19 protein-coding genes are annotated in these 21,126 nt (G+C 69.8%); 12 read left to right on the top strand and 7 right to left on the bottom strand.

All coding sequences use genetic code 11. The features are described 5' to 3' along the window. Window positions 1–43: 43 nt before the first annotated feature. Window positions 44–1,234 (bottom strand): helix-turn-helix transcriptional regulator, encoded by a 1,191-nt coding sequence (locus AB0L65_RS11505; protein ID WP_364243417.1) that lies wholly within the window; start codon window positions 1,232–1,234, stop codon window positions 44–46. Window positions 1,235–1,305: 71 nt separating this feature from the next. After that, window positions 1,306–1,779 (bottom strand): MarR family transcriptional regulator, encoded by a 474-nt coding sequence (locus tag AB0L65_RS11500; RefSeq protein ID WP_364243414.1) that lies wholly within the window; start codon window positions 1,777–1,779, stop codon window positions 1,306–1,308. An 81-nt stretch (window positions 1,780–1,860) separates the two neighbouring features. Here AB0L65_RS11500 and AB0L65_RS11495 point away from each other — a divergent pair, with 81 nt between their 5' ends. After that, window positions 1,861–2,739: a haloalkane dehalogenase gene (locus AB0L65_RS11495; protein WP_364243412.1), complete on the top strand. Its 879-nt coding sequence runs from the start codon at window positions 1,861–1,863 to the stop codon at window positions 2,737–2,739. A 7-nt stretch (window positions 2,740–2,746) separates the two neighbouring features. On the opposite strand, the gene AB0L65_RS11490 is transcribed toward AB0L65_RS11495, so the two are convergent. Beyond that, on the bottom strand, window positions 2,747–3,250 hold the full coding sequence (locus tag AB0L65_RS11490) for a MarR family transcriptional regulator (protein WP_364243410.1): 504 nt from the start codon (window positions 3,248–3,250) through the stop codon (window positions 2,747–2,749). 61 nt (window positions 3,251–3,311) lie between these two features. Here AB0L65_RS11490 and AB0L65_RS11485 point away from each other — a divergent pair, with 61 nt between their 5' ends. Both AB0L65_RS11485 and AB0L65_RS11480 read left to right on the top strand, forming a co-directional pair. Next, window positions 3,312–4,592: an amidohydrolase family protein gene (locus tag AB0L65_RS11485; RefSeq protein WP_364243408.1), complete on the top strand. Its 1,281-nt coding sequence runs from the start codon at window positions 3,312–3,314 to the stop codon at window positions 4,590–4,592. Between the two features lie 44 nt (window positions 4,593–4,636). Continuing rightward, complete coding sequence (locus AB0L65_RS11480; protein ID WP_364243405.1) at window positions 4,637–5,599, top strand: YihY/virulence factor BrkB family protein; 963 nt, start codon at window positions 4,637–4,639, stop codon at window positions 5,597–5,599. On the opposite strand, the gene AB0L65_RS11475 is transcribed toward AB0L65_RS11480, so the two are convergent. After that, window positions 5,588–6,700, bottom strand: coding sequence for a D-alanyl-D-alanine carboxypeptidase (locus AB0L65_RS11475; protein WP_364243402.1), 1,113 nt, complete (start codon window positions 6,698–6,700; stop codon window positions 5,588–5,590). The two genes, AB0L65_RS11480 and AB0L65_RS11475, sit on opposite strands and share 12 nt — an antisense overlap. 83 nt (window positions 6,701–6,783) lie before the next feature. On the opposite strand from AB0L65_RS11475, the gene AB0L65_RS11470 reads away from it, so the two are divergent. Beyond that, the gene (locus AB0L65_RS11470) at window positions 6,784–7,017 is read left to right on the top strand and encodes an SCO4848 family membrane protein (protein ID WP_350731290.1); all 234 of its coding nucleotides are present in this window, start codon (window positions 6,784–6,786) and stop codon (window positions 7,015–7,017) included. On the opposite strand, the gene AB0L65_RS11465 is transcribed toward AB0L65_RS11470, so the two are convergent. Next, complete coding sequence (locus AB0L65_RS11465; RefSeq protein WP_364243399.1) at window positions 6,989–8,341, bottom strand: peptide ligase PGM1-related protein; 1,353 nt, start codon at window positions 8,339–8,341, stop codon at window positions 6,989–6,991. The two genes, AB0L65_RS11470 and AB0L65_RS11465, sit on opposite strands and share 29 nt — an antisense overlap. A 533-nt stretch (window positions 8,342–8,874) precedes the next feature. Here AB0L65_RS11465 and AB0L65_RS11460 point away from each other — a divergent pair. Next, entirely contained in the window at window positions 8,875–10,101 is a 1,227-nt protein-coding gene (locus tag AB0L65_RS11460; RefSeq protein ID WP_350731293.1) for a M20 family metallopeptidase, read from the top strand. Between the two features lie 3 nt (window positions 10,102–10,104). Here the strand turns inward: AB0L65_RS11460 and AB0L65_RS11455 are convergent, their stop codons facing one another. Beyond that, the gene (locus AB0L65_RS11455) at window positions 10,105–11,985 is read right to left on the bottom strand and encodes a Xaa-Pro dipeptidyl-peptidase (RefSeq protein ID WP_364243396.1); all 1,881 of its coding nucleotides are present in this window, start codon (window positions 11,983–11,985) and stop codon (window positions 10,105–10,107) included. 279 nt (window positions 11,986–12,264) lie between these two features. Here AB0L65_RS11455 and AB0L65_RS11450 point away from each other — a divergent pair, with 279 nt between their 5' ends. The 6 genes from AB0L65_RS11450 to AB0L65_RS11425 all read left to right on the top strand — a co-directional run bounded on the left by AB0L65_RS11450 (window position 12,265) and on the right by AB0L65_RS11425 (window position 19,110). Further along, window positions 12,265–13,335: a BMP family ABC transporter substrate-binding protein gene (locus tag AB0L65_RS11450; protein ID WP_364243393.1), complete on the top strand. Its 1,071-nt coding sequence runs from the start codon at window positions 12,265–12,267 to the stop codon at window positions 13,333–13,335. Window positions 13,336–13,419: 84 nt separating this feature from the next. After that, the gene (locus AB0L65_RS11445) at window positions 13,420–15,006 is read left to right on the top strand and encodes an ABC transporter ATP-binding protein (RefSeq protein WP_364243389.1); all 1,587 of its coding nucleotides are present in this window, start codon (window positions 13,420–13,422) and stop codon (window positions 15,004–15,006) included. Beyond that, window positions 15,006–16,148 (top strand): ABC transporter permease, encoded by a 1,143-nt coding sequence (locus AB0L65_RS11440; protein WP_364243386.1) that lies wholly within the window; start codon window positions 15,006–15,008, stop codon window positions 16,146–16,148. The genes AB0L65_RS11445 and AB0L65_RS11440 overlap by 1 nt, the downstream gene beginning before the upstream one ends. Further along, the gene (locus tag AB0L65_RS11435) at window positions 16,145–17,425 is read left to right on the top strand and encodes an ABC transporter permease (RefSeq protein ID WP_364243383.1); all 1,281 of its coding nucleotides are present in this window, start codon (window positions 16,145–16,147) and stop codon (window positions 17,423–17,425) included. The genes AB0L65_RS11440 and AB0L65_RS11435 overlap by 4 nt, the downstream gene beginning before the upstream one ends. Beyond that, on the top strand, window positions 17,422–17,820 hold the full coding sequence (locus AB0L65_RS11430) for a cytidine deaminase (RefSeq protein ID WP_350731303.1): 399 nt from the start codon (window positions 17,422–17,424) through the stop codon (window positions 17,818–17,820). The genes AB0L65_RS11435 and AB0L65_RS11430 overlap by 4 nt, the downstream gene beginning before the upstream one ends. After that, complete coding sequence (locus AB0L65_RS11425) at window positions 17,821–19,110, top strand: thymidine phosphorylase (RefSeq protein WP_364243379.1); 1,290 nt, start codon at window positions 17,821–17,823, stop codon at window positions 19,108–19,110. Between the two features lie 96 nt (window positions 19,111–19,206). On the opposite strand, the gene AB0L65_RS11420 is transcribed toward AB0L65_RS11425, so the two are convergent. Continuing rightward, window positions 19,207–19,593: a MarR family transcriptional regulator gene (locus tag AB0L65_RS11420; RefSeq protein WP_355378320.1), complete on the bottom strand. Its 387-nt coding sequence runs from the start codon at window positions 19,591–19,593 to the stop codon at window positions 19,207–19,209. Window positions 19,594–19,680: 87 nt separating this feature from the next. Here AB0L65_RS11420 and AB0L65_RS11415 point away from each other — a divergent pair, with 87 nt between their 5' ends. Next, window positions 19,681–21,087: an MFS transporter gene (locus AB0L65_RS11415; RefSeq protein ID WP_364243376.1), complete on the top strand. Its 1,407-nt coding sequence runs from the start codon at window positions 19,681–19,683 to the stop codon at window positions 21,085–21,087. Window positions 21,088–21,126 lie beyond the last annotated feature (39 nt).

Genomic DNA, 21,126 nt, shown 5'->3' with positions numbered 1-21,126 from the left:
CGAACTCCGGCCGCAGAACTCCCCGTTCATCCGGCCCGAACTCTCAGTTCGCGATGCCGTGGCGCTCGGCCAGGTAGCGGACCTCCGGCGCCCACGACGGCCGTGCGCGCCGCGCCAGGGACCGCACCATCTCCCTCAGCAGCAGCTTGTGATCCAGCTCCTCCGGGCATTCGCGCTCGATCCGCAGGAGGTGGAGCAGGCTGGCGGCGTCGTCGCCCACGTCCTCGCAGGCGCGGGCGACCTGGCTGAGGTGGGTGGCGCGCCGCTCGATGGACGGCGTGTGCCGCAGGTCGATGTCGTCGGCGATCTGCAGCACCGCCTCCGGCCGCCCCAGGTCGTTCTCGATGCTGGCCATGTGGATGGCGACGTTGGTCGGCCCGAAGAAGGCCAGGTCGTAGACGTCGGCCCCGTCCTCGACGCGCTGCGCGAGCCGCGCCGCGGGCCCGCGGACGATCTCCCTGGCCTCGTCGTCGTCGCCCGCACGCGCCGCGCCGATCGCGGTCAGCAGGTGCAGCGCGCCGAGCGCCTTGACGTGGCGGTCGTCGCCGTCGGCGACGTGGGGTTCCAGCATCTCGATGCCGCGCCGGCCGATGTCGTACGCGATCTGGTGCATGTCGTCCGACAACATCGACTGCCCCAGGCTCCAGTACGCCCACGCCCGGATCAGCGGATCTCCCGACTCCTCCGCGAACCGCATGGCCCGGTCCGCCACCAGATGCGCGAGATCGACCCGCCGCAGGTGCTTGAGCACGCCCCTGGCCAGCATGTACGCGTCGGACGCGACGCGGTGGGCCTGCGGCGTGTCCGCGAGCGCGAGGTTCTCGGCGTCGGAGATCAGGGACGGCAGGGACGCCATCAGGATCGAGTAGCGGTGCGCCGAGGTGAACCAGGCGCTGCGGGCCGCCGCCACCCGTTCGGAGAGCTGTTCGGCGTCGGGCGGCTCGATGTCGGGCTCCAGCGAGCGCCACGTGAACAACGCCCGCTCGATGTCGCTGATCTGCGGGCGGCTGGGCTCGTGCGAGTCGCGCGGGGTCTCCCCCAAGAGCACGGCGGTGCGTACGCCCAGCACTTTGGCGATCTCCCGCAGCAGGGGGAGCGAGGGGGTTCGTTTGCCGTGCTCGATCAGCTCGATGTGCCTGGGGGTGCAGCCGGACTGGGTCGCCAGCGCGGTGGTGCTCATGCCCCTTCGCTCGCGCTGGAGCCTGATCATCTGCCCGGTGGCTATTTCGGACATGGACGTGCGGCCTCCTGGGTGGGTCCCGACATCCCACAGGCTAGGGCTCCAGGAGATCGCCTGTCCTGGATTCAGCCCTGCTCAGAGGAGCTGCCGGAGCGCGCGTGATGCTCCAGGAGGCGGGTCAGCAGACCTGACAACTGCTCGCGTTCCGGTTGGCTCAAAGGGGCGAACAGCTCGTCCTGAAGGCTCGCGATGAGCGTGTGCAGCCGTCGTACCTGCTGGATCCCCTCGGGGGTGAGGGTGATGACGTTGCGGCGGCGGTCGGCGGGGTCGGGGGCGCGCTCGACGAAGCCGCGCTCCGCGAGCTCGTTGATGACGGCGACCATGTCGCTGCGGTAGATGCCGGTGCGCCTGCTCAGCTCGGCCTGGCTCACCGGGCCCGCCTCGCGGAGCGCGACGAGCGCCGCGTAGTGCCACTTGCGGGCGTCGACGGCGGCCAGGCCCTCGTTGACCAGCCGGTCGGCGTGCATCGCGACCAGCGACAGCGTCCGGCTGGGCAGGAGCCGGAGCGCTGCGGGGGTGGCCCTGAGGTCGTCCGTCATGCTCCCGATCATAGTCCCTTGCGTTAGTGGCACTAACGATGTACGTTCGTTAGTGTCATAAACGTTAGTCGCACTTACGAAATGAGAACCGTCATGCCGACGATCGACGTGCTCGACTCGACCATGTACTTCGAGGACTCCGGCGGCTCCGGCCTGCCCTTCGTGTTCCTGCACGGGAACCCGGCCTCGTCCCATGCGTGGCGGAAGGTGTTGCGGGGGCTGGACGGCCGCCTGCTCGCCCCCGACCTCATCGGCATGGGGCGCTCGGGGAAGCCGGACATTCCCTACCGGTTCGGCGACCACGCCCGCTACCTCGACGCGTGGTTCGAGGCGCTCGGGCTGGAGGAGGTGGTGCTCGTCGGGCACGACTGGGGTGGCGCGCTCGCGTTCGACTGGGCCGCCCGTCACCCGGAGCGGGTCCGGGGGGTGGCGTTCATGGAGAGCATCGTCCGAACGATGAGCTGGAGCGACCTGGGCGAGGCCCCGCGTGCCCGCGCCGAGATGCTGCGGAGCGCCCAGGGGGAGGCGCTGGCGCTCGACCAGAACTTCCTCGTGGAGACGGCGTTCTCGGGCGGCGTGCTGACGAGCCTGAGCGAGGAGGAGAAGGAGCCGTACCGGGCGCCGTACCCCACCAGGGAGAGCAGGCGGCCGCTGCTGGAGTGGGCGCGGTCCCTGCCGCTGGACGGCGAGCCCGCCGACGTGGCCGAGCGGGTCGAGGGTTACGGGAAGTGGCTCGGGGCCAGCTCCGACGTGCCCAAGCTGCTGCTGACCTTCGACTCCTCCCCGACGCTGCTGATCGGGCCCGAGGCGGCCGCCTGGTGCGCCGCGAACATGGCCGCCCTGGAGGTCGAGCACTGCGGCCCGGCCGGCCACCACGCCTCCGAGGACCAGCCGGAGGCCATCGCCGCCGCGATCGCCGGCTGGGCGGCCCGCCACGGGTGGCGCGCGAGCACGTCCTGAGCGGGGGTCAGCGGAAGCGGCGGCGGCCGAGGCGGGAGAGGACCTCGCGCAGCGCGTCGGCCGCCTCGCGCACGACCTCGTCCGGGATCCCGCCCGCCACCTCCTCGGTCGCCCGCCCCGAGGCTACCAGCGCGGCCTCCGCCACGCGCTGCCCCTCATCGGTGAGCTGCACCCAGCGGCTGCGCGCGTCGCCCGCGTCGGCCTCGCGCTCGACGTATCCCGCAGCCGCCAGCCGCTGCAGCACGTTGCTGATCCCGCCCGACGTCAGGAACAGCGCCTTCGACAGCTCGCTCGGCTTCATCCGGTACGCCGGCGCCCGGCTGAGCGCGGCCAGCACGTCGAACTCGGCATACGTCAGCCCCAGCTCGGCCAGCTCGGCCTTGATCACCTGATCGAACAGCAGATGGAGCCGCGCCGTCCGCTTGCTGAGCTCCAGGGCGGCGATGAGCGACGGCGACAGGCCCGCGTCCTTCCAGCGGGGGACCAGCGCGTCGACCTCATCGTGTGTCACGCCATCGAGGATACCTGTCACAATATTGCTTTCTAGAAAGCTTCTCATTAAGCTTTCGGTCATGACATATACGATCTTGATCAGGAACGGCGTCGTCGTGGACACCGAGCCCGAGCCCGTCGTGCTGGGTCGGGTGGACGTGCGGATCGAGGACGGCCTCATCGCCGAGGTGGGCCCCGGCCTGCCGGACGTCCCGGGTGCGGAGGTGATCGACGCGACCGGGCGGATCGTGCTCCCCGGCTTCGTCGACACCCACCGCCACACCTGGCAGGCGGGCATCAGGGCCGTCGCGACCGACATCACGTTCGACACCTACCTGCGGCGGGTCCTCACCGAGCTCGCACCCCGCCACCGCCCCCAGGACGTCTACGCGGGCAACCTCGCGGGCGCGCTGGAGTGCCTGGACGCGGGCATCACCACGCTGCTCGACTGGTCACACGTCCAGTTCAGCCCGGAGCACACCGAAGCGGCCGTACGAGGGCTGGGCGAGTCGGGCATCCGGGCCGTGTTCGGCTACTGCTACGGCGGCGATTCCGACGAGCTGACCAAGGAGACCCGGCGGGTCCACGACTCGCTCTTCTGCTCGTCCGGGCTGGTCACGATGGTGGTCGCGGCGCTCGGCCCGGAGATCGTGGGGGAGGAGCGCTCGCTCGAGGAGTGGCGCGTGGCGGCCGAGCTCGGTCTACCCGTCACCGCGCACCTGGGCGGCCACGGCCCGGAGAGCGCCGAGCGAGGGCTCGCGTTCCTGGAGGCGAACGGCCTCCTGGCCACCCCCACGACCTTCGTGCACGCGCTGCACTACACCGACGAGGCGCTCCGGCGCATCGCGGCCGCCGGCGGCACCGCCTCGCTCGCCCCCGTGGACGAGATGAACCTGGGCCTCGGCTACCCCGCCACCGGCCGGCTGAGGGCGGCGGGGATCCCGACGGGCCTCGGCGCGGACACCGTGGTCTGCGCGCCGGGGGACCTGTTCAGCCTGATGCGGGCGGTCCACCTGCTCGAACGCGGCCGCCCCGACGGCGCCGGGATGGACTTCACCACCCGTGACGCGCTGCGCATGGCCACCATCGAGGGCGCCCAGGTGCTGGGCCTCGCCGACGTCATCGGCTCGCTGCGGCCGGGCAAGCAGGCCGACCTCGTGCTGCTGCGTACGGACACGTTCGGCATGGCAGCGGCGCACGACCCGATCGGCGCCGTCGTGCTCAACGCCGACACCAGCGCCGTGGACACCGTGCTGGTCGGGGGCCGGGTGGTCAAGCGTGACGGGCGGCTGCTCCACCACGACGTGGCGGCGGTCCTCTCCACACTGATCGAATCGGCGGATATGGTGGCGAACCCCTGATCGTCGCCCCGGCGCCGGGGTAGTGGGTCCCCAGGAGGCGCGTCATGGCGAGCGTGATGAAGCGGATCGAGGCGGTCAAGGCCCGGGGCCGCCGCAAGGTGACACGCTGGCGGGAACGGCGTCCGGCGTTGGACCACGCGATCAGGGCGGTGCGGCGTTACCAGCACCAGTCCGGCGACACGCTGGCGGGCGCCGTCACCTACTACGCGTTCCTGTCGTTCTTCCCGCTCGTGGCGCTCTCGTACGCGGTGCTCGGGTTCGCGGTGGCGACCAGCGAGGCCACCAGGGACGCGCTGGAGAAGGCGATCGTCGAGCGGCTGCCCGGCATCGCCACCCAGCTCAACCTCGACGCCATCGCCACGGCCAGGCAGACGGCCGGGGTCATCGGTCTGCTCGGTCTGCTCTACGCCGGGCTCGGCGCGCTGGACGCGCTGCGCGGGGCCCTGCGCGAGATGTCGATGACCACCGCGCCGCCGCTCAGCTTCCTCGTCGGCAAGCTGCGCGACCTTGCCTCGATCCTCCTGATCGGGGTCACGATGATCGCGTCCGTGCTGGTCGCCGGGTTCGCCACCACGGCCACGGACAAGGTCATGCACTTCGTCTTCGGGAGCGAGTCGGAGCTGGCCACCTGGGGGCTGCGGCTCGCGGGTGTGGTGGCGAGCGTGGGGGCCGACTGGCTGCTGTTCCTGATCCTGCTCGGGTGGGTGGACCGGCCGACCCGGCCGTTCCGGCTGATCGCCAGGGGGGCGCTGCTGGGCGCGATCGGGTTCGGGGTGCTCAAGCAGGCGGCGACGCTGCTGCTCGGGCAGACGCTGAGCAACCCGATCTACGGGACGTTCGCCGTCATCGTCGGGCTGCTCGTCTGGATCAACTTCTCGGCCAGGCTCGTGCTCTACGTCGCCGCCTGGACGGCCACCGCCGGCCGCTGCCCGCCGCCTTCTCCGACCCCGGTCCCGTCCTGGAACCCGGACGGCTGGGCCGTGCGCGAGGGCACCTCAGGAGCCTGAGCGGCCGCGCCGGCGGCGGATGCCGAACCCGAGCCAGACCAGCCCGAACAGCAGCCCTCCGCCGATCACCACGGATCCGATCGTCTTCGTGGAGTCGGTCTGCTTGGAGGCGGCCGTGTCGAGCAGTGGCGGCTGGGCCGCGGGCGTGACCTTGGAGGCCGGCGGGGCGGAGGAGCGTGGGGCGGCCTGGACCGCCGGGAGCGGGTCGACGAGCCGGCCGACCGGCTGGACCTTGCCCCTGACCGAGAAACCCCAGTCGAGCAGTTTGGCCACCTCCTCCCAGAAGTACCCCTCGTGCCGCATGATGCTCACGACGATCGTGTGCCCGTCGCGGGTGGCCGCGCCGACGAAGCTGCCCAGGGCCTTCGAGGTCCAGCCGTTCTTGATGCCGATCATGCCCTTGTAGCGCCAGAGCAGCTTGTTGTGGTTGCTGATCTCGTAGTAGCCCTTGGGCGCGGGGAACTTGGACGTCTTCGTACTGATATATCCGCGGAAAGCGGGATTGGCGAGGCCGGCGCGGGCGATCAGCGCCAGATCGTACGCCGAGCTGCTCTGCCCCGGCTTGTCCAGCCCGCTGGGCGTCTTGGCCACGGTGTCGTACGCCTGCAGCCGCTTGGCCGTGGCGTTCATGTCGCTCATGGTCTTGGCGACGCCGCCGTTCGTCTCGGCCAGGGCCATGGCCGCGTCGTTCCCCGACGACATCATCAGCGCCCTGAACAGGTCGTCGATCTTGTACGTCGCCTTGACCGACAGGCCGACCGCCGTGCCCTCCTGGTTGCAGGCGTTCTCGCTGGGCCGGATCCTGCGGTCCTTGTCGAGCTTGGGAATGAGCGTGAGCGCGGTCAGCGTCTTGAGCGTGCTGGCCGGCAGGTAGCGCCCGTGAGGGTCCTTGGCCGCGAGCACCTCACCCGTGTCCGCGTCCGCGACGACGTACGACGTAGCCTGGGTTTTGGGCGGTTCCTTGACGCCCTCGGGCGTCACCAGGCCGCGGCTGCCCAGCGCCTCACCCCCGACCGGTGTCGTCGGCGCGGCATATGCGGTCCCGCCGGTGAGCGAGACCGAGGCGATGAGTGCCGTGACCGGCACGAGTTTCGTCCACATGGCGGTCTCAGCGTAGCTTCGAGTGAATGCCCATGTGGCGACACATCCCCCGTTGATCCACCTTCGATACTAGAGAGGCGCTCATGTCACGAAAGATCGCCGGATTCCTCATCATCCTCGGCGCATTCATGATTTTCGAGTGGGTGAACCTCGGGTTTAACTTGGCCGACGGGCACCCGACCAGCTTCTACGTGGTGCACGGAATCCTGATCGCGGTGAACATCATCCTCGCCATCGTGCTGGGGATCATCGGCTGGCGGGGGTTGCGCGGGAGTCGCGAGAAGGGGGTCACGGGCCGCACAGGAGACGCCGGGTGAGGGCGTGCAGCTCGTCCGCCTCCTCGCGGGAGTCGCCGATCGTGGTGAAGCCCAGCTTCCCGTGCTCGGGCACGGCGCCGAGCAGGTGGAAGACGTTGCCGGTACGCCGTTCCGCGTCGAACCCGATCCCGAGCCGATCGGCCATGCGCACGACCTCGCCGGGGCTGCGCCCGCGCAGGCAGGTCGATGAGCAATTGTCGGTCGCGGTGTAGAACTTCGGCTGATTTCCGGACATGAGGAGGCCGGTGGCCGGATCGTACGTGGCCCCGGTCGTCAGCACGGCGGCGCCGAACGGATGCGTGGTGCCGCCGATCCGCAGATTGATCTCGCACAGCAGCGCCGCGTACCCGGCGTCGGCCTTCAGCGCGAAGAAGTCCATGCCGAATATCCCCACCACGCCCCGATCGGCCAGCACCTGGGCGATCCGCTCGGCGGACGAGCCCACCTCGGCCCGGTACTCGAGCGCCGCGGGGAACGTGCAGCCCTGGTAGACGTGGCCGTTGGGCCCGCCGAGGATCTGGTCGTGCGTGGCCAGGACCTGCGCGGTGCCGCCCGGCGTGATGCAGGCCAGCGCGCTCGGGTAGTACAGCGGCCGGTGCTCGATGAACTCCTCGACCACCGCCCCCCGGTCCCTGATCTTCGCGGTGAAATTGGCCCAGGTCTCCCCGGAGGCCGAGAAGCTGGTCAGCGACCGGTCGGCCTTGGTGACGATCGCGTTGCCGAGGCCGGAGTAGCTGTCGTTCAGCTTGACGATCACCCGCTCGCCCGGCAGGGCCTCGATCGCCTCCTCGATCTCCAGCACGTGCCGGACGTCGCCGAAACCCCGCGCCATCGGCACGCCCGCCTCGTGGCCGACCTCGCGCGCCCCGCTCTTGGAGCCGTAATAGGCCAGGGCGGTGGCCGGTCCGTAGAGGGGGACGTTGAGTAACGAGGCGAGCTCCTCCTCGAGCTCGCTCAGGACGAACGGCACCAGCCAGGCGTCGCCCTCGATGGCCGCGCGCACGTGTTCCAGCGCGTCCGGGCGGGCGAGCAGGGCCTTGGTCAGCGGCTGAGACCAAGGGTCGTCGAGGCTGATCAGCGTGAGCCGTTTGGCCGCGTCATCCGGATCCGGCAGGAACGCGAAGTAGTAGTCGATGATGTCGGGATCGATGGGCGCGGAGGAGAGGTAGACCACCTTGACCCCGGGCTCGCGGAGCGCGAGCAGCAGGAACAGCAGCCGCTCCTCGTAGGATCTGGCCCCTGTGATCCGGCGGAGCTCATCCTGAGGAAGGGAGAGCGAGGGTACGACCACCAGGGTCCCCTCGCTCGGCTTGAAGATGCTCAACCCAGCATACTTCTCCCCGAACGGGATATTAGTGATCATATTGCGAGTGAAACACGCATTCTTCTCAAATGCAGCCATCGCTGAAGTGTGATGACCATGACAGAAGGTGACAGGATTCGGAATCGCTGACCACGTTTGAACTGGCAGCATCGGGTCATGATCTACTGATCCCTTGTGACCATTTCCGGATCACCTGAACGTTCACGGACCGTGACCACCTGGGGTTACGGACATGCTCACAGGAACTTTTGGAGTATCTGTCACCGCGAACTTGCGCCGGGGCGATAAAGTCGAAGCATCGCCATCGGGCTCACGGCCGACCGCTGTGCTCCCGGGCTGCAGCGGCGCTCGCGACTGACGAACGCAAAGCCCATGCTGACGATCTCGCGCACCCTTATCCAATGGGTGTGTTTTTTGATCCGCCGAGTGTGCCGCTCGACCGGGAGGCCACGGCGGGATGACGAGCTTTCACAGCGGATGAGCCGCGGTGGTCAGACATATTGGTGCGCGCGGCATGGACGGGACGGTGACATATGCGGGGACGTGAGCTTCGGGGGGAACTCGACGCGTTCCTGGCGGAGACCGAGCAGGATCTCGTGGCGTTCCGCCGCGACCTGCACATGCACCCTGAGTTGGCCTTCGCGGAATATCGCACGACGCAGCGGATCGCCGAGCGGCTCACCGCCGCCGGGTTGACCCCCTCGGTGCTCCCGCGCGGCACCGGGCTGATCTGCGACGTGGGAAGCGGGGACGGCCCGACCGTCGCGCTGCGCGCCGACATCGACGCGCTGCCGCTGCAGGACGAGAAGGACGTGTCCTACCGCTCCACCGTGGCCGGTGTCTGCCACGCGTGCGGCCATGACGTGCACACCACGGTCCTGCTCGGCACCTCGCTCTTCCTCGCCCAGCAGGCCGCCGCCGGCCTGCTGCCCGGCCGGGTGCGGCTGATCTTCCAGCCCGCCGAGGAGCTGCCCGGCGGCGCGCTCGAGGTCATGGCCCAGGGCGGCATCAGCGGCGTCGACCGCATCTTCGGCCTCCACTGCGACCCGCGCGTGGACGTCGGCCAGGTCGGGCTCAAGGCCGGCCCGATCACCTCGGCCTGCGACAAGCTGGTCGTCAGGGTGTCGGGCCCCGGTGGGCACACCGCCCGCCCCCACCTGACCGCCGACCTGGTCTTCGCCCTGGCCAAGATCCTCACCGAGCTGCCCGCCGCCCTGTCGCGCCGGGTCGACCCGCGCTCCTCGCTGAGCCTGGTCTGGGGCAAGGTCGAGGCCGGCACGGCGGCCAACGCGATCCCCGACGACGGCCTGGCCGCCGGGACGGTCCGCTGCCTCGACGAGGGCGCCTGGCACGCCGCCCCCGACCTGATCAAGTCGCTGCTGGAGTCGGTGGCCGGCGCCTACGGGGTGGAGGCCGAGATGGACTACACGCGCGGCGTGCCGCCGGTCGTCAACGACGAGGTCAGCGTCGAGATGCTGGCCGAGGCCGCCGAGCGCGTGCTGGGCGCGGGCGCGGTGGTCCCGACCCAGCAGTCACTCGGCGGCGAGGACTTCGCCTGGTACCTCGAGTCGATCCCCGGCGCGTTCGCCCGCCTGGGCACGCGCTCGCCCGACGGCGTGACGTACGACATCCACCAGGGCACCTTCGACGTCGACGAGAAGGCGATCGCGATGGGCGTGCGTGTCATGGCCGCCACGGCGCTGACCGCGCTGTGGGAGGTCGGCCCGCTCGACACGGTCACCACCACCGCGATGGCCTAGTCCCTAAAGCAGCTTGCCGAAGACCACGGGCAGTCGCAGCGACGACTGCCCGGGCGAGACCGTGATCTTCGTGCCCGGCGGGTACCGCAGGGTGTAGTCGACGTCGGTCGAGATGATCACGAGGCCCAGCCGGTGACCCTTCTTGAACAGGTAGTCCGTCGGCTGGAAGTCCCACGTGAACGTGTACTCCTTGCCCGGGCGCAGGGCCTCGGTCCGGTCCGCGCGGTGCCGGTTGCGGACGTCCAGCCAGCCCCTGGTGACGATCTTGTACGGGGTGGTGGCGGTGCCGAGCGTCCTGAGCGTCGTGCAGCCCGTGTCACCCGGGACGCCCTCGCCGTAGCAGTAGGACTGGCCGGTCGAGACCAGGGAGCCGTTCGCGCGCACGTCCGTGCCGTAGTCCACCAGCAGGGCCGTCAGGTACGGCGAGGAGCCGTCCTTCAGCGAGGCCCGCACCGACACCGTCGGGGTGCCGGAGATCCGCACGTCGGCGGGCAGGTCGCCGGTCACGTACGCCAGCCGGTTCGGATCGGAGCCCGTGGCCTCCACCAGCTGCTCGGCCGTCCTGGACTTCTGGTCCACGAACGACTCCCTGGCGGAGCGCGGGCTGGGCAGCAGGCCCAGCTTCGAGCCCGAGCCCGTCCAGAGCGGCACCGTGGCCGCGCCGGGCAGCGGCCATGAGGCGTGCTGGGCCCACTGGCCGGGCGCGATCTCCACGTCGGCCTGCGGCTCGCGCATGATGCCCGAGTCGATCCCGTACAGCCAGTAGTCGAACCAGCCGTGCAGCTGGCGCAGCCACTCGACCGTGCGCAGGTTGAAGGGGTTCATGTGGGTGCCCTGGTGCAGCCAGATCTTGCGCGGGACGTGCCGCTTGGCCAGGGCGTACCACCACTGGGCGAACTGCTTGGTCTTGACGTTCCAGTCGTTGAGCCCGTGCACGAGGAAGACGCTGGCCTTGACCTTGCCGACGTCGTTCAGGTAGTTGCGGGCGTCCCACATCGGGCTGTAGTCGCCGGTGATCCGGTCCTGGGCCGTGGTGATCCCGTCGATCAGGGCGCCGCAGGCGGCCTGGCCGTCCTGCCTGGTCAGCACGTACTTGGCGAGCACGTCCAGGTCCTCGCCCTGGAAGCCGCCGGGCGCCAGCACGCCGCCGTTGGCGCGGTAGTAGTCGTACCAGCTGGAGATCGAGGCGATCGGCACGATCGTCTTCAGGCCCTCGACGCCGGTCGTGGCGACCGCGTTGGGCAGCGTGCCGTTGTACGAGACGCCGATCATGCCGACCTTGCCCGTCGACCAGGTGGCCTCGACCGCGTTGCCGGTGGCGTCGAAGCCCTTGGCGCGGCCGTTCAGCCAGTCGATCGCGGCCTTCGGGCCGGCCGTCTCGTTGCGGTCGCCGGAGGTGGGGCAGCCGGTGGCGCGGCCGCTGCCGAGGTTCTCCACCAGCGCGATGGCGTACCCGCGGGGCAGGAAATAGTTGTCGTAGTAGCCGTCGAAGGGCTCGGCGGCCAGCTTGTTCCTGGCGGCGGCGAGGGTGGGCAGCGGGTTGCCGTTCGCGTCCACGTCCACGGGGTGGTTGGGAACGTCGTTGCCGCCGGCGTAGTACGGGCTGGCCTCCATGATGACCGGGACCTTCAGCCCCTGGTCGGTCTCCTTCGGGCGCAGGATGTCGACGGCGACCCGGTCGGGCTTGCCGTCGTTGTCGCTGTCGGTGCCCTCGACCTCGACGAACACCGTCTGCTTGACGGCGTCCGCGCGGGAGAAGACGGGCTGGGTGGCGTTGTTCTCGATCTTGACGGCCGGTACGTCGGCCGTCGCGGGCGTGTTTCCACTCAGGGCCACGACGAGCAGTGTGGCCAGCGGCACTGTCAGGACCTTCCAAGGGTGCATACGGGGCTCCGAGATCAGGTTTCCACCGTCTGTCGGAATCTCCGTCATGATCCGCGCCGGCACAAGGGGTCAAAGTTGGGCAAAACCTTCCGTGTGTCACGGATTGCTCCCGATTCGTCCTTCAGGTCACGGACGCGAGTGATGTCGATAACGGAGCGGTTGCGACCCTGTGCGCTGGTTTGGTTCGCCCTGGTCAAGCAACTATCTTCCGTGCAGGTGCCGTACGTTCTTTTGGGCCTGACAGCGGCGAGGACGACGGGGAAATGGAAGGGAGTCGCCTTGCTCGGCAAGCGATTCAGCAGGATGGCGATCGGCTCCGTGGCCGGGGTCATGCTCATGGCCGCGGCGGCCTGCGGCGGCAGTGGTGGGGGTACCACGGCCAGCGAGGCGCCCAGCAGTGCCGGTGCGAGCAGCGAGGCGTCGAAGGGCGCGCTCAAGGTGGGACTGGCGTTCGACGTCGGCGGCCGGGGCGACAAGTCCTTCAACGACGCGGCCTACGCCGGTCTGGAGAAGGCCAAGACGGACCTCAGCGCGGACATCAAGGAGCTGAGCCCGGCGGCCGACGGCTCCAACCGTGGCGACCTGCTGCGCCAGCTCGCCGACGCGGGTTACAACCCGATCATCGGCGTCGGCTTCGCGTACGGCGACGACATCAAGAAGACGGCGGCCGAGTACCCCGACATCCAGTTCGCGGTGGTCGACTCCGCCTCCAACGGGCCCAACGTGACCGGCCTGCTGTTCGCCGAGGAGCAGGGCTCCTACCTGGCGGGCGTCGCGGCGGCCACCAAGTCCAAGTCCAACCACGTGGGCTTCGTCGGCGGCGTCGAGAACGACCTGATCAAGAAGTTCGAGGCGGGCTTCGTGGCCGGCGTGAAGTCGGTCAAGCCGGACGCCAAGATCGACATCAAGTACCTCACCCCCGACGGTGACTTCTCCGGCTTCAAGGCCCCCGACAAGGGCAAGGTCGCGGCCGAGAAGATGTACCAGGACGGCGCCGACATCGTCTACCACGCCTCCGGCGACTCCGGCCTGGGCGTGTTCCAGGCGGCGGCCGCGGCCAAGAAGAAGGCCATCGGCGTCGACTCCGACCAGCGCCAGACGGTCAAGGAGGCCGACCTGCAGGGCGTCATCATGACCTCGATGCTCAAGCGCGTCGACGTCGGCGTGTTCGAGTTCATCAAGGCCTTCCAGGGCGGCGCCAAGGGCGGCTCCAACATCACGTACGACCTCAAGGTCGACGGCGTGGGCCTGTCCACCACCGGTGGCGAGATCGACGACATCAAGGACAAGCTCGACGCGGCCAAGAAGGACATCGTCGACGGCAAAATCACGGTTCCGTCGAAGCCGTAATCGGGGTAGGAGTGACAGCTGAGGGCCCGGAGTCCCCACTTCGGGCCTTCTGTCTATCCCCCGCCCCCCGCTAGGAGAGGCGAAATGAGTGCTGACACCCTGGCCACGGCGAAACCCGCTGTAGAGCTGGAGGGCATCACCAAGCGTTTCCCCGGTGTCGTCGCGAACCACGACATCCGCATCACCGTCGAACCAGGGACGGTGCACGCCATCGTCGGGGAGAACGGCGCGGGCAAGTCAACGCTGATGAAGATCCTGTACGGCATGCAGAAGCCGGACGAGGGCACCATCAGGATCAACGGCGCCGAGGTCAGTTTCCGTACGCCGAGCGACGCCATCGGCGTCGGCATCGGCATGGTCCACCAGCACTTCATGCTGGCCGACAACCTCACCGTGCTGGAGAACGTCATCCTCGGGGCCGAGCCGAAGAAGGTCGGCATGCTCGACACGGCCTCCGCCCGGAGACGCATAACCGAGCTGGCCGAGAGCCACGGCCTGCGGGTCGACCCCGACAAGCTCGTGGAGGACCTCGGCGTCGGCGACCGCCAGCGCGTCGAGATCCTCAAGGTCCTCTACCGAGGCGCGCGCATCCTCATCCTCGACGAGCCGACGGCCGTGCTCGTGCCGCAGGAGGTCGAGGAGCTCTTCCAGAACCTGCGCGAGCTCAAGGCCGACGGCCTGACCGTCATCTTCATCTCCCACAAGCTCGACGAGGTGCTCGGCATCGCCGACGCGATCACCGTGATCCGGCGCGGCACCACGGTCGCGAGCGTGGACCCCCGCGAGGTCACGGCGCGCCAGCTCGCCGAGCTGATGGTCGGCAGCGAGCTGCCCACGCCCGAGACCCGCGAGTCCACGGTGACCGACGTCGTGACGCTGCGGGTCGCCCAGGTCACGATGGAGGCCGACGGCTACCACGCCGCCGCCGACCCGGCCAAGCTGCGCGAAGAAGGCAAACGGCTGCTCCTCGACGACGTGTCGTTCGAGATCCACCGGGGCGAGATCCTCGGCATCGCCGGTGTCGAGGGCAACGGCCAGTCCGAGCTGATCGAGGCGATCATGGGCATCCGGCCCGCGCACGGCAGCATCGAGCTGGACGGCCAGGACATCAGCCAATGGTCCACGCTCAAGCGCAGAGAGTCCGGCATCGGCTACATCCCGGAGGACCGGCACCGGCAGGGCCTGCTGCTGGAGGCCTCGCTGTGGGAGAACCGCGTGCTCGGCCACCAGACCAGGAAGCCCGCGCGCAGCGGCATCTGGATCAACCGGCGGGCCTCGAAGGCCGACACCGAGCGCATCGTCAAGGACTACGACGTACGCACGCCCGGCGTCGACACGCTGGCCCTGGCCCTGTCGGGCGGCAACCAGCAGAAGCTGATCGTGGGCCGCGAGATGAGCGGCGAGCCGAGGTTCCTCATCGCCGCTCACCCCACCAGAGGCGTGGACGTCGGCGCGCAGGCCGCCATCTGGGACCACCTGCGCAACGCCAGGGCCGCCGGGCTGGCCGTGCTGCTCATCTCCGCCGACCTCGACGAGCTGATCGGCCTGTCCGACACGCTCCAGGTGATCTACCGCGGGCGGCTCGTGGCCGCGCTCGACCCTTCCGACATCACGCCCGACCGGCTGGGCGGCTACATGACCGGCGCCATCGCCGGCACTGAGGAGACGTGATGCCCGCCGGGCTCAACCGGGCGCTGCTCACCGTGGCGGGCGCCGTCGTCGCCATCGTCCTCGCGGTCGCGATCTCCAGCGTGGCGATCACCGCGGCGGGCGCCAGCCCGCTCGACGCGTTCGCCGCCTTCTTCGACTTCGGCGCGACCCCGCGGGCCGTCTCCAACGGCATCGCGGCCTTCCTCAACCGGGCCGTTCCCCTGTTCATCGCCGGTCTCGCGGTGGCCGTCGGCTTCCGCATGAACCTCTTCAACATCGGCGTGGAGGGCCAGTACCGGCTCGCGGCCATCGTCGCCGCGTACGTGGGCTCGACGTTCGAGGCGCCCGCCCCGATCCAGATCGCGGTGATCATCGTGGTCGCCGCGGCCGTCGGCGGCCTCTACGCGCTGATCCCCGCGGTCATGAAGGTGACCAGGGGCGTGAACGAGGTCATCGCCACGATCATGCTGAACTACGTCGCGATCAACATCGCGTCCTACCTCGTACGCGGCCCCTTCGCGGGTCAGCGCGCCGCGGGCCAGCTCACCACGACCACGCCGCAGCTGCCCGAGTCGGCCATGTTCCCCAACCTGAACTTCCTGTTCGAGGGGTTCGGCCTGCTTCCGCCCACGCGCGGCGGCGGCCTGTGGGGCTTCCTGATCGTGGCGATCGTGCTCGGCGTGGTGATCTGGGTGGTGCTGGAGCGGACCAGGTTCGGCTTCAACGTCAAGGCCAGCGGCCTCAACGGCCCGGCCGCGCTCGCCTCCGGCGTGAACCCCAAGACCATGGTCATCGCGGCGATGGTGCTGTCCGGCGCGATCGCCGGGCTCATCGGCCTGCCCGAGATCCTCGGCGACAAGGGCGCGTTCAACTCCAACTTCACCGCCGGTCTGGGCTTCCTCGGCATCGCGGTGGCGCTGCTCGGCAGGAACAAGCCCGTCGGCATCGCGGTCGCCGCGTTGCTGTTCGCCTTTCTCGACCGGGCGCAGGGCCCCCTGCAGATCGCGAACGTCCCGCCGTCCGTCATCACGATCATCCAGGGCGTCACCGTCCTGCTGGTCGTCGTGGCCAACGAGGTGACGACCCGCCTCGCGCTCAGACTCGAGGAGCGCCGGGCCGCCCAGCAGCTCAGCAGCAAGACCCCGGTTGAGGTGGCAGCATGACCAGGCTAAGCAAGTACCACCTGGCGCTCATCGGAGTCGCCGCGCTCATCCTGCTGATGTCCCTGGTACGCGTCGCGTCCGGCCAGAACGACATCACCTCGTCCGGCACGTTCGCCGCCGCCCTGCTGCTCGCGGTGCCGATCGGCCTGGCCGGCCTCGGCGGCCTGTGGGCCGAGCGGGCCGGCGTGGTCAACATCGGCCTCGAAGGCATGATGGTGCTCGGCACCTGGTTCGCCGGCTGGGCCGGATACCAGTGGGGCGCCTGGGCCGCGCTGCTGGCCGGGCTGCTCGGCGGCGCGCTCGGCGGCCTCATCCACGCCATCGCGACCGTGACGTTCGGCGTCGACCACATCATCAGCGGCGTCGCGATCAACCTGCTCGGCCCCGGCATCACCCGCTTCCTGTCCGAGGTGTTCTACAAGGACGGCACCGCCGCGGCGGACGCGGGCGCGGGCTTCACCGGCTCACCGGCGATCACCTCGCCCGCGCCGACGCCCAGCCTGCCGCTGCTCTCCGACGGGCCGGACCTCCTGGGCAAGCTGGAAGGGACTCACTGGTTCCTCCTCTCGGACCTGGCGGGCATCCTGCGCGGGCTCACGCACGAAGTGAACGTGCTGGTCATCCTGGCGGTCCTGCTGCTGCCCCTGACGTTCTTCGTGCTCTGGCACACCCCGTTCGGGTTGCGCCTGCGCTCGGTGGGCGAGAACCCGTGGGCGGCCGAGTCGCTGGGCGTGAACGTCTACCGGATCAAGTACCTCGCGGTCGTCGTCTCCGGCGCGTTCGCCGGGCTCGGCGGCGTGTTCCTGGTCTTCGTCTCCTCCAAGTACGTCGAGGGCCAGACGCAGGGGCGCGGTTTCATCGGCCTGGCCGCCATGATCTTCGGTAACTGGCGCCCGGGCGGGCTCGCCATCGGCTCCTCGCTGTTCGGCTACGCCAGCGGGCTCCAGCTGCGCAGCACCGGGGCGATCACCACGGTCTTCCTGTTCGGCGCCGTGCTGCTGCTCATCTATCTGATCATCAGGGTCCGCCGGATGTTGTCGCCCGACCGGCCCGCCGAGCTGGCGGCCAGGAGCGCCAGGGAATATACGCTGATGGCGGCCGCCGCCGCGGGCATGGTCGTGCTCTTCTGGCTCTGGCTGACCGTCGACCAGCTGCCGAACGAGTTCGTCTACATGACACCACACGTGCTCACGCTGCTCGTGCTCCTGGTGGCTTCGCAGCGACTGCGAATGCCCAAGGCCGACGGCGTGCGCTACCGCCGGGGAGAACAACATTGAGCACCATCAACTGGGACGGCCTGCGTTTCGAGGCCACGCAGGCCATGCACAACGCGTACGCGCCGTACTCGAAGTTCCCCGTGGGGGCGGCGGCGCTGGTGGACGACGGGCGGATCGTCACGGGCTGCAACGTCGAGAACGCCTCCTACGGCGTGGGCCTGTGCGCCGAGTGCGGCCTGGTGTCGGCGCTGCAGGCGACGGGCGGCGGCCGGCTGGTGGCCTTCACCTGCGTGGACGGGCACGGTGAGCTGCTGATGCCGTGCGGGCGCTGCCGCCAGCTGCTGTACGAGTTCGGCGGCGAGGACCTGCTGGTCGAGACCGTGGACGGGCCGAAGCGGATGGCGGAGATCCTGCCGTACGCGTTCGGCCCCCAGGACCTCAGCAGGAGCGCCTGAATGGACGCGATCGAGGTCATCCGCGCCAAGCGTGACGGCGGCGAGCTGACCGCGGCCCAGATCGACTGGGTGATCGACTCCTACACGCGCGGCGGCGTGGCCGACGAGCAGATGTCCGCGCTGGCCATGGCCATCCTCCTGAACGGCATGAACCGCCGCGAGATCGCCGACTGGACGCAGGCCATGATCCGCTCGGGCGAGCGCATGGACTGGTCCGCGCTCGACCGGCCCACCGCCGACAAGCACTCGACCGGCGGTGTCGGCGACAAGATCACGCTGCCGCTGGCGCCCCTGGTGGCGGCGTGCGGGGCGTACGTGCCGCAGCTCTCGGGCCGCGGCCTCGGGCACACCGGCGGCACGCTCGACAAGCTCGAGTCGATCCCCGGCTGGCGGGCCTCGCTCTCCAACGGCGAGATGCTGCAGGTCCTGCGCTCGGCGGGCGCGGTCGTGTGCGCTGCCGGGTCGGGGCTGGCCCCCGCCGACAAGAAGCTGTACGCGCTGCGTGACGTCACCGGCACCGTAGAGTCGATCCCGCTGATCGCCTCGTCGATCATGTCCAAGAAGATCGCCGAGGGCACCGGCTCGCTCGTCCTCGACGTGAAGGTGGGCTCGGGGGCGTTCATGAAGACCCCGGAGACGGCTCGGGAACTGGCCGAGACCATGGTGGCCCTGGGGACGGACGCCGGGGTGCGCACCGTGGCCCTGCTGACCGCGATGGACCGGCCGCTGGGCCTGGCCGTGGGGAACGCGCTGGAGGTCGCGGAGTCGGTCGAGGTGCTCGCCGGCGGCGGGCCCGCCGACGTGGTGGAGCTGACGGTCCGGCTGGCGCGCGAGATGCTGGAGGCGGCCGGGGTGTCATCCGGCAAGGACCCCGCCAAGGCCCTCGCCGACGGGTCGGCCATGGACGCGTGGCGGCGGATGATCCTGGCGCAGGGCGGCGATCCGGACGCCCTCCTTCCCCGGGCGGCCGAGACCCTGACCGTGGAGGCGCCCACGTCCGGTGTGGTGACCCGGCTGGACGCGTACGCCGTGGGCCTTGCCGCCTGGCGCCTGGGCGCCGGACGGGCGCGCAAGGAGGACCCGGTGTCGTTCGGGGCCGGGATCACCCTGCACGCCAAGCCCGGGGACCTGGTGCGGGCGGGGCAGTCGCTGATGACGCTGCACGCGGACGAGACGGCTCGGTTCGAGCGCGCTCTGGAGGCGCTGGAGGGCGGCTACGCGGTGGGCTCGGCGGGCGAGGAACACCTCCCCCTGGTCATCGACCGCATCACCGCCTCCGCCTCGCTGTAGCGCGCCGCGCCGCGCATCCAACCCCTCCCCGAAGGACACCGGCCACGGTCGGCGGGGTCGTCCATGAGGTCCTTCCCGGGGAGAAGGCGTCGGGTGTCAGCGGGCCAGGGCCGGGGCGTCGGCGAAGATCTCCGTGAGGACGGCGCGCTGTGTGGGGAGGGCCTCGGCGTGGCGGGCGCGGCCCTCGTCCGTGATGCACACGAACACACCCCGCCGGTCCGCGTCGCAGACCCCGCGTGACACGAGCGCGGCCTTCTCCAGGCGGGCCACCACCCGGGACAGGGCGCTCTGGCTCAGGTGGACCTCGTCGCAGAGCTCCTGGATGCGCAGCTTGCGGTCATGATGGACGATCCGGTCGAGCACCTCGAACTCGCTGGGCCCCAGCCCATGTCGATCCCCCAGCTCGCGCTCCAGGGCGCACATGGCCTTGGCGTGCTTGGCCAGGACGTAATGCCAGGTGTCGACCACGAACTCCTCGTCCATGTCGCGGAGGTTACCACTTCGCTAAAACTGATGCAACGGCATTAAATGCGTTTGCATTAGATGCGCCTGCATGTATCGTTCTGTCCCATGTCCTCTTCCTCATCCCGTTGGGGCGCGCTCGCCGTGCTCTGCGCAGTGATCTTCCTTGACGCCCTTGACGTCTCGATGGTCGGTGTCGCCCTGCCTGCCATTCAGCACGATCTGGGCCTTAGTACGTCATCTCTGCAGTGGGTGGTCAGCGGCTACGTGCTCGGCTACGGCGGTCTTCTGTTGCTCGGGGGCAGGACCGCCGACCTGCTCGGGCGGCGCAGGGTGTTCCTGGTCGCTTTGGGTGTCTTCGCCGTGGCGTCGTTGCTTGGTGGCATTGTGGACGACGGCGGGTTGCTGATCGCGGCCCGGTTCGTCAAGGGTGTGGCCGCCGCGTTCACCGCCCCCGCGGCCTTGTCGATCATCACGACGACTTTTCCTGAGGGGCCGGAGCGCAACAAGGCGTTGAGCATCTTCACCGCCTCCGGTGCCAGCGGCTACTCGCTGGGCCTCGTGCTGTCCGGCCTGCTCACCGAGATCGGCTGGCGCTGGACGCTGCTGATGCCGGTTCCCGTGGCGCTGATCGCGCTGCTGGTCGCGCCGCGGGTGCTGCGCGGCCGTGACGAGCGGGCCGAAGGCGGTCACGACCTGATCGGCGCCGTGCTGATCACCGCTTCCATGCTGCTGCTGGTGTTCACGGTCGTGCAGGCGCCCGAGGCCGGCTGGACCTCGCTGCAGACCATCGGCTCGCTGGTGGCGGTGGCCGTGCTGATCGGCCTGTTCGTCTTCACCGAGCGGCGGATGCGGCACCCACTGGTGCGCCTCGGCATCCTGCGCTCCGGCCACATCGTCCGCGCCAACCTGGGGCTGCTCATCCTCATGGGCTCGTACGTGGCCTTCCAGTTCGTGGCGATGCAGTACTTCCAGAACCTCCTCGGCTGGTCGGCCCTGGGCACCGCCCTGGCGTTCCTGCCCGCCGGTCTGCTGGTCGCGCTCACCTCGACCAAGATGGGCGACTTCGCCGACAGGTTCGGCACCGGCAAGCTGATCGTCATCGGCTCCGCCGCGCTGGCCGGCGGGTACGCGATGTTCCTCGGCATCGACCGCACCCCCAGCCTGGGCGGCATGGTGATCCCGGGCATGCTCCTGATGGGCATCGCGTTCGCGCTGTCGTTCCCCTCGCTGAACATCCAGGCCACCACCGGCGTGGACGACGACGAGCAGGGCCTGGCCTCCGGGCTGCTCAACACCTCCGGCCAGGTGGGCGGCGCGATCGTGCTGGCCGTGGTCACCGCCGTGCTCACCTCGGGCGGCGGTGAGACGCTCTCGATCGGCTCGCTGCGCTCGGCGATCGTGGTCTCGCTGGTGCTGGCCCTCGTCGGGCTGGCGATCTCGGCGACCGGGCTGCGCGCCCGCAAGGCCCAGGCCGTCGAGAGCGAGAGCGTCAAGGTCTACGAGACCGTCTGACCAGCGGCGTTGGTCACTTGAAAGGGCTCCGTCGTTCCG

It is taken from the genome of Nonomuraea sp. NPDC052116 (genome assembly GCF_040680035.1).
GTDB lineage: Bacteria > Actinomycetota > Actinomycetes > Streptosporangiales > Streptosporangiaceae > Nonomuraea > Nonomuraea angiospora_A.
The sequence above is the reverse complement of the archived record's forward strand: the minus strand, read 5'-3'. Positions and strand labels throughout refer to the sequence as shown.

Coding starts and splice junctions, on each gene's coding strand:
- AB0L65_RS11455 (WP_364243396.1), bottom strand. CDS start 11,985: ATGCACCCTTGGAAGGTCCTGACAGTGCCGCTGGCCACACTGCTCGTC.
- AB0L65_RS11470 (WP_350731290.1), top strand. CDS start 6,784: ATGTCACGAAAGATCGCCGGATTCCTCATCATCCTCGGCGCATTCATG.
- AB0L65_RS11435 (WP_364243383.1), top strand. CDS start 16,145: ATGACCAGGCTAAGCAAGTACCACCTGGCGCTCATCGGAGTCGCCGCG.
- AB0L65_RS11500 (WP_364243414.1), bottom strand. CDS start 1,779: ATGACGGACGACCTCAGGGCCACCCCCGCAGCGCTCCGGCTCCTGCCC.
- AB0L65_RS11460 (WP_350731293.1), top strand. CDS start 8,875: ATGCGGGGACGTGAGCTTCGGGGGGAACTCGACGCGTTCCTGGCGGAG.
- AB0L65_RS11445 (WP_364243389.1), top strand. CDS start 13,420: ATGAGTGCTGACACCCTGGCCACGGCGAAACCCGCTGTAGAGCTGGAG.
- AB0L65_RS11480 (WP_364243405.1), top strand. CDS start 4,637: ATGGCGAGCGTGATGAAGCGGATCGAGGCGGTCAAGGCCCGGGGCCGC.
- AB0L65_RS11420 (WP_355378320.1), bottom strand. CDS start 19,593: ATGGACGAGGAGTTCGTGGTCGACACCTGGCATTACGTCCTGGCCAAG.
- AB0L65_RS11415 (WP_364243376.1), top strand. CDS start 19,681: ATGTCCTCTTCCTCATCCCGTTGGGGCGCGCTCGCCGTGCTCTGCGCA.
- AB0L65_RS11505 (WP_364243417.1), bottom strand. CDS start 1,234: ATGTCCGAAATAGCCACCGGGCAGATGATCAGGCTCCAGCGCGAGCGA.
- AB0L65_RS11485 (WP_364243408.1), top strand. CDS start 3,312: ATGACATATACGATCTTGATCAGGAACGGCGTCGTCGTGGACACCGAG.
- AB0L65_RS11495 (WP_364243412.1), top strand. CDS start 1,861: ATGAGAACCGTCATGCCGACGATCGACGTGCTCGACTCGACCATGTAC.
- AB0L65_RS11475 (WP_364243402.1), bottom strand. CDS start 6,700: ATGTGGACGAAACTCGTGCCGGTCACGGCACTCATCGCCTCGGTCTCG.
- AB0L65_RS11440 (WP_364243386.1), top strand. CDS start 15,006: ATGCCCGCCGGGCTCAACCGGGCGCTGCTCACCGTGGCGGGCGCCGTC.
- AB0L65_RS11425 (WP_364243379.1), top strand. CDS start 17,821: ATGGACGCGATCGAGGTCATCCGCGCCAAGCGTGACGGCGGCGAGCTG.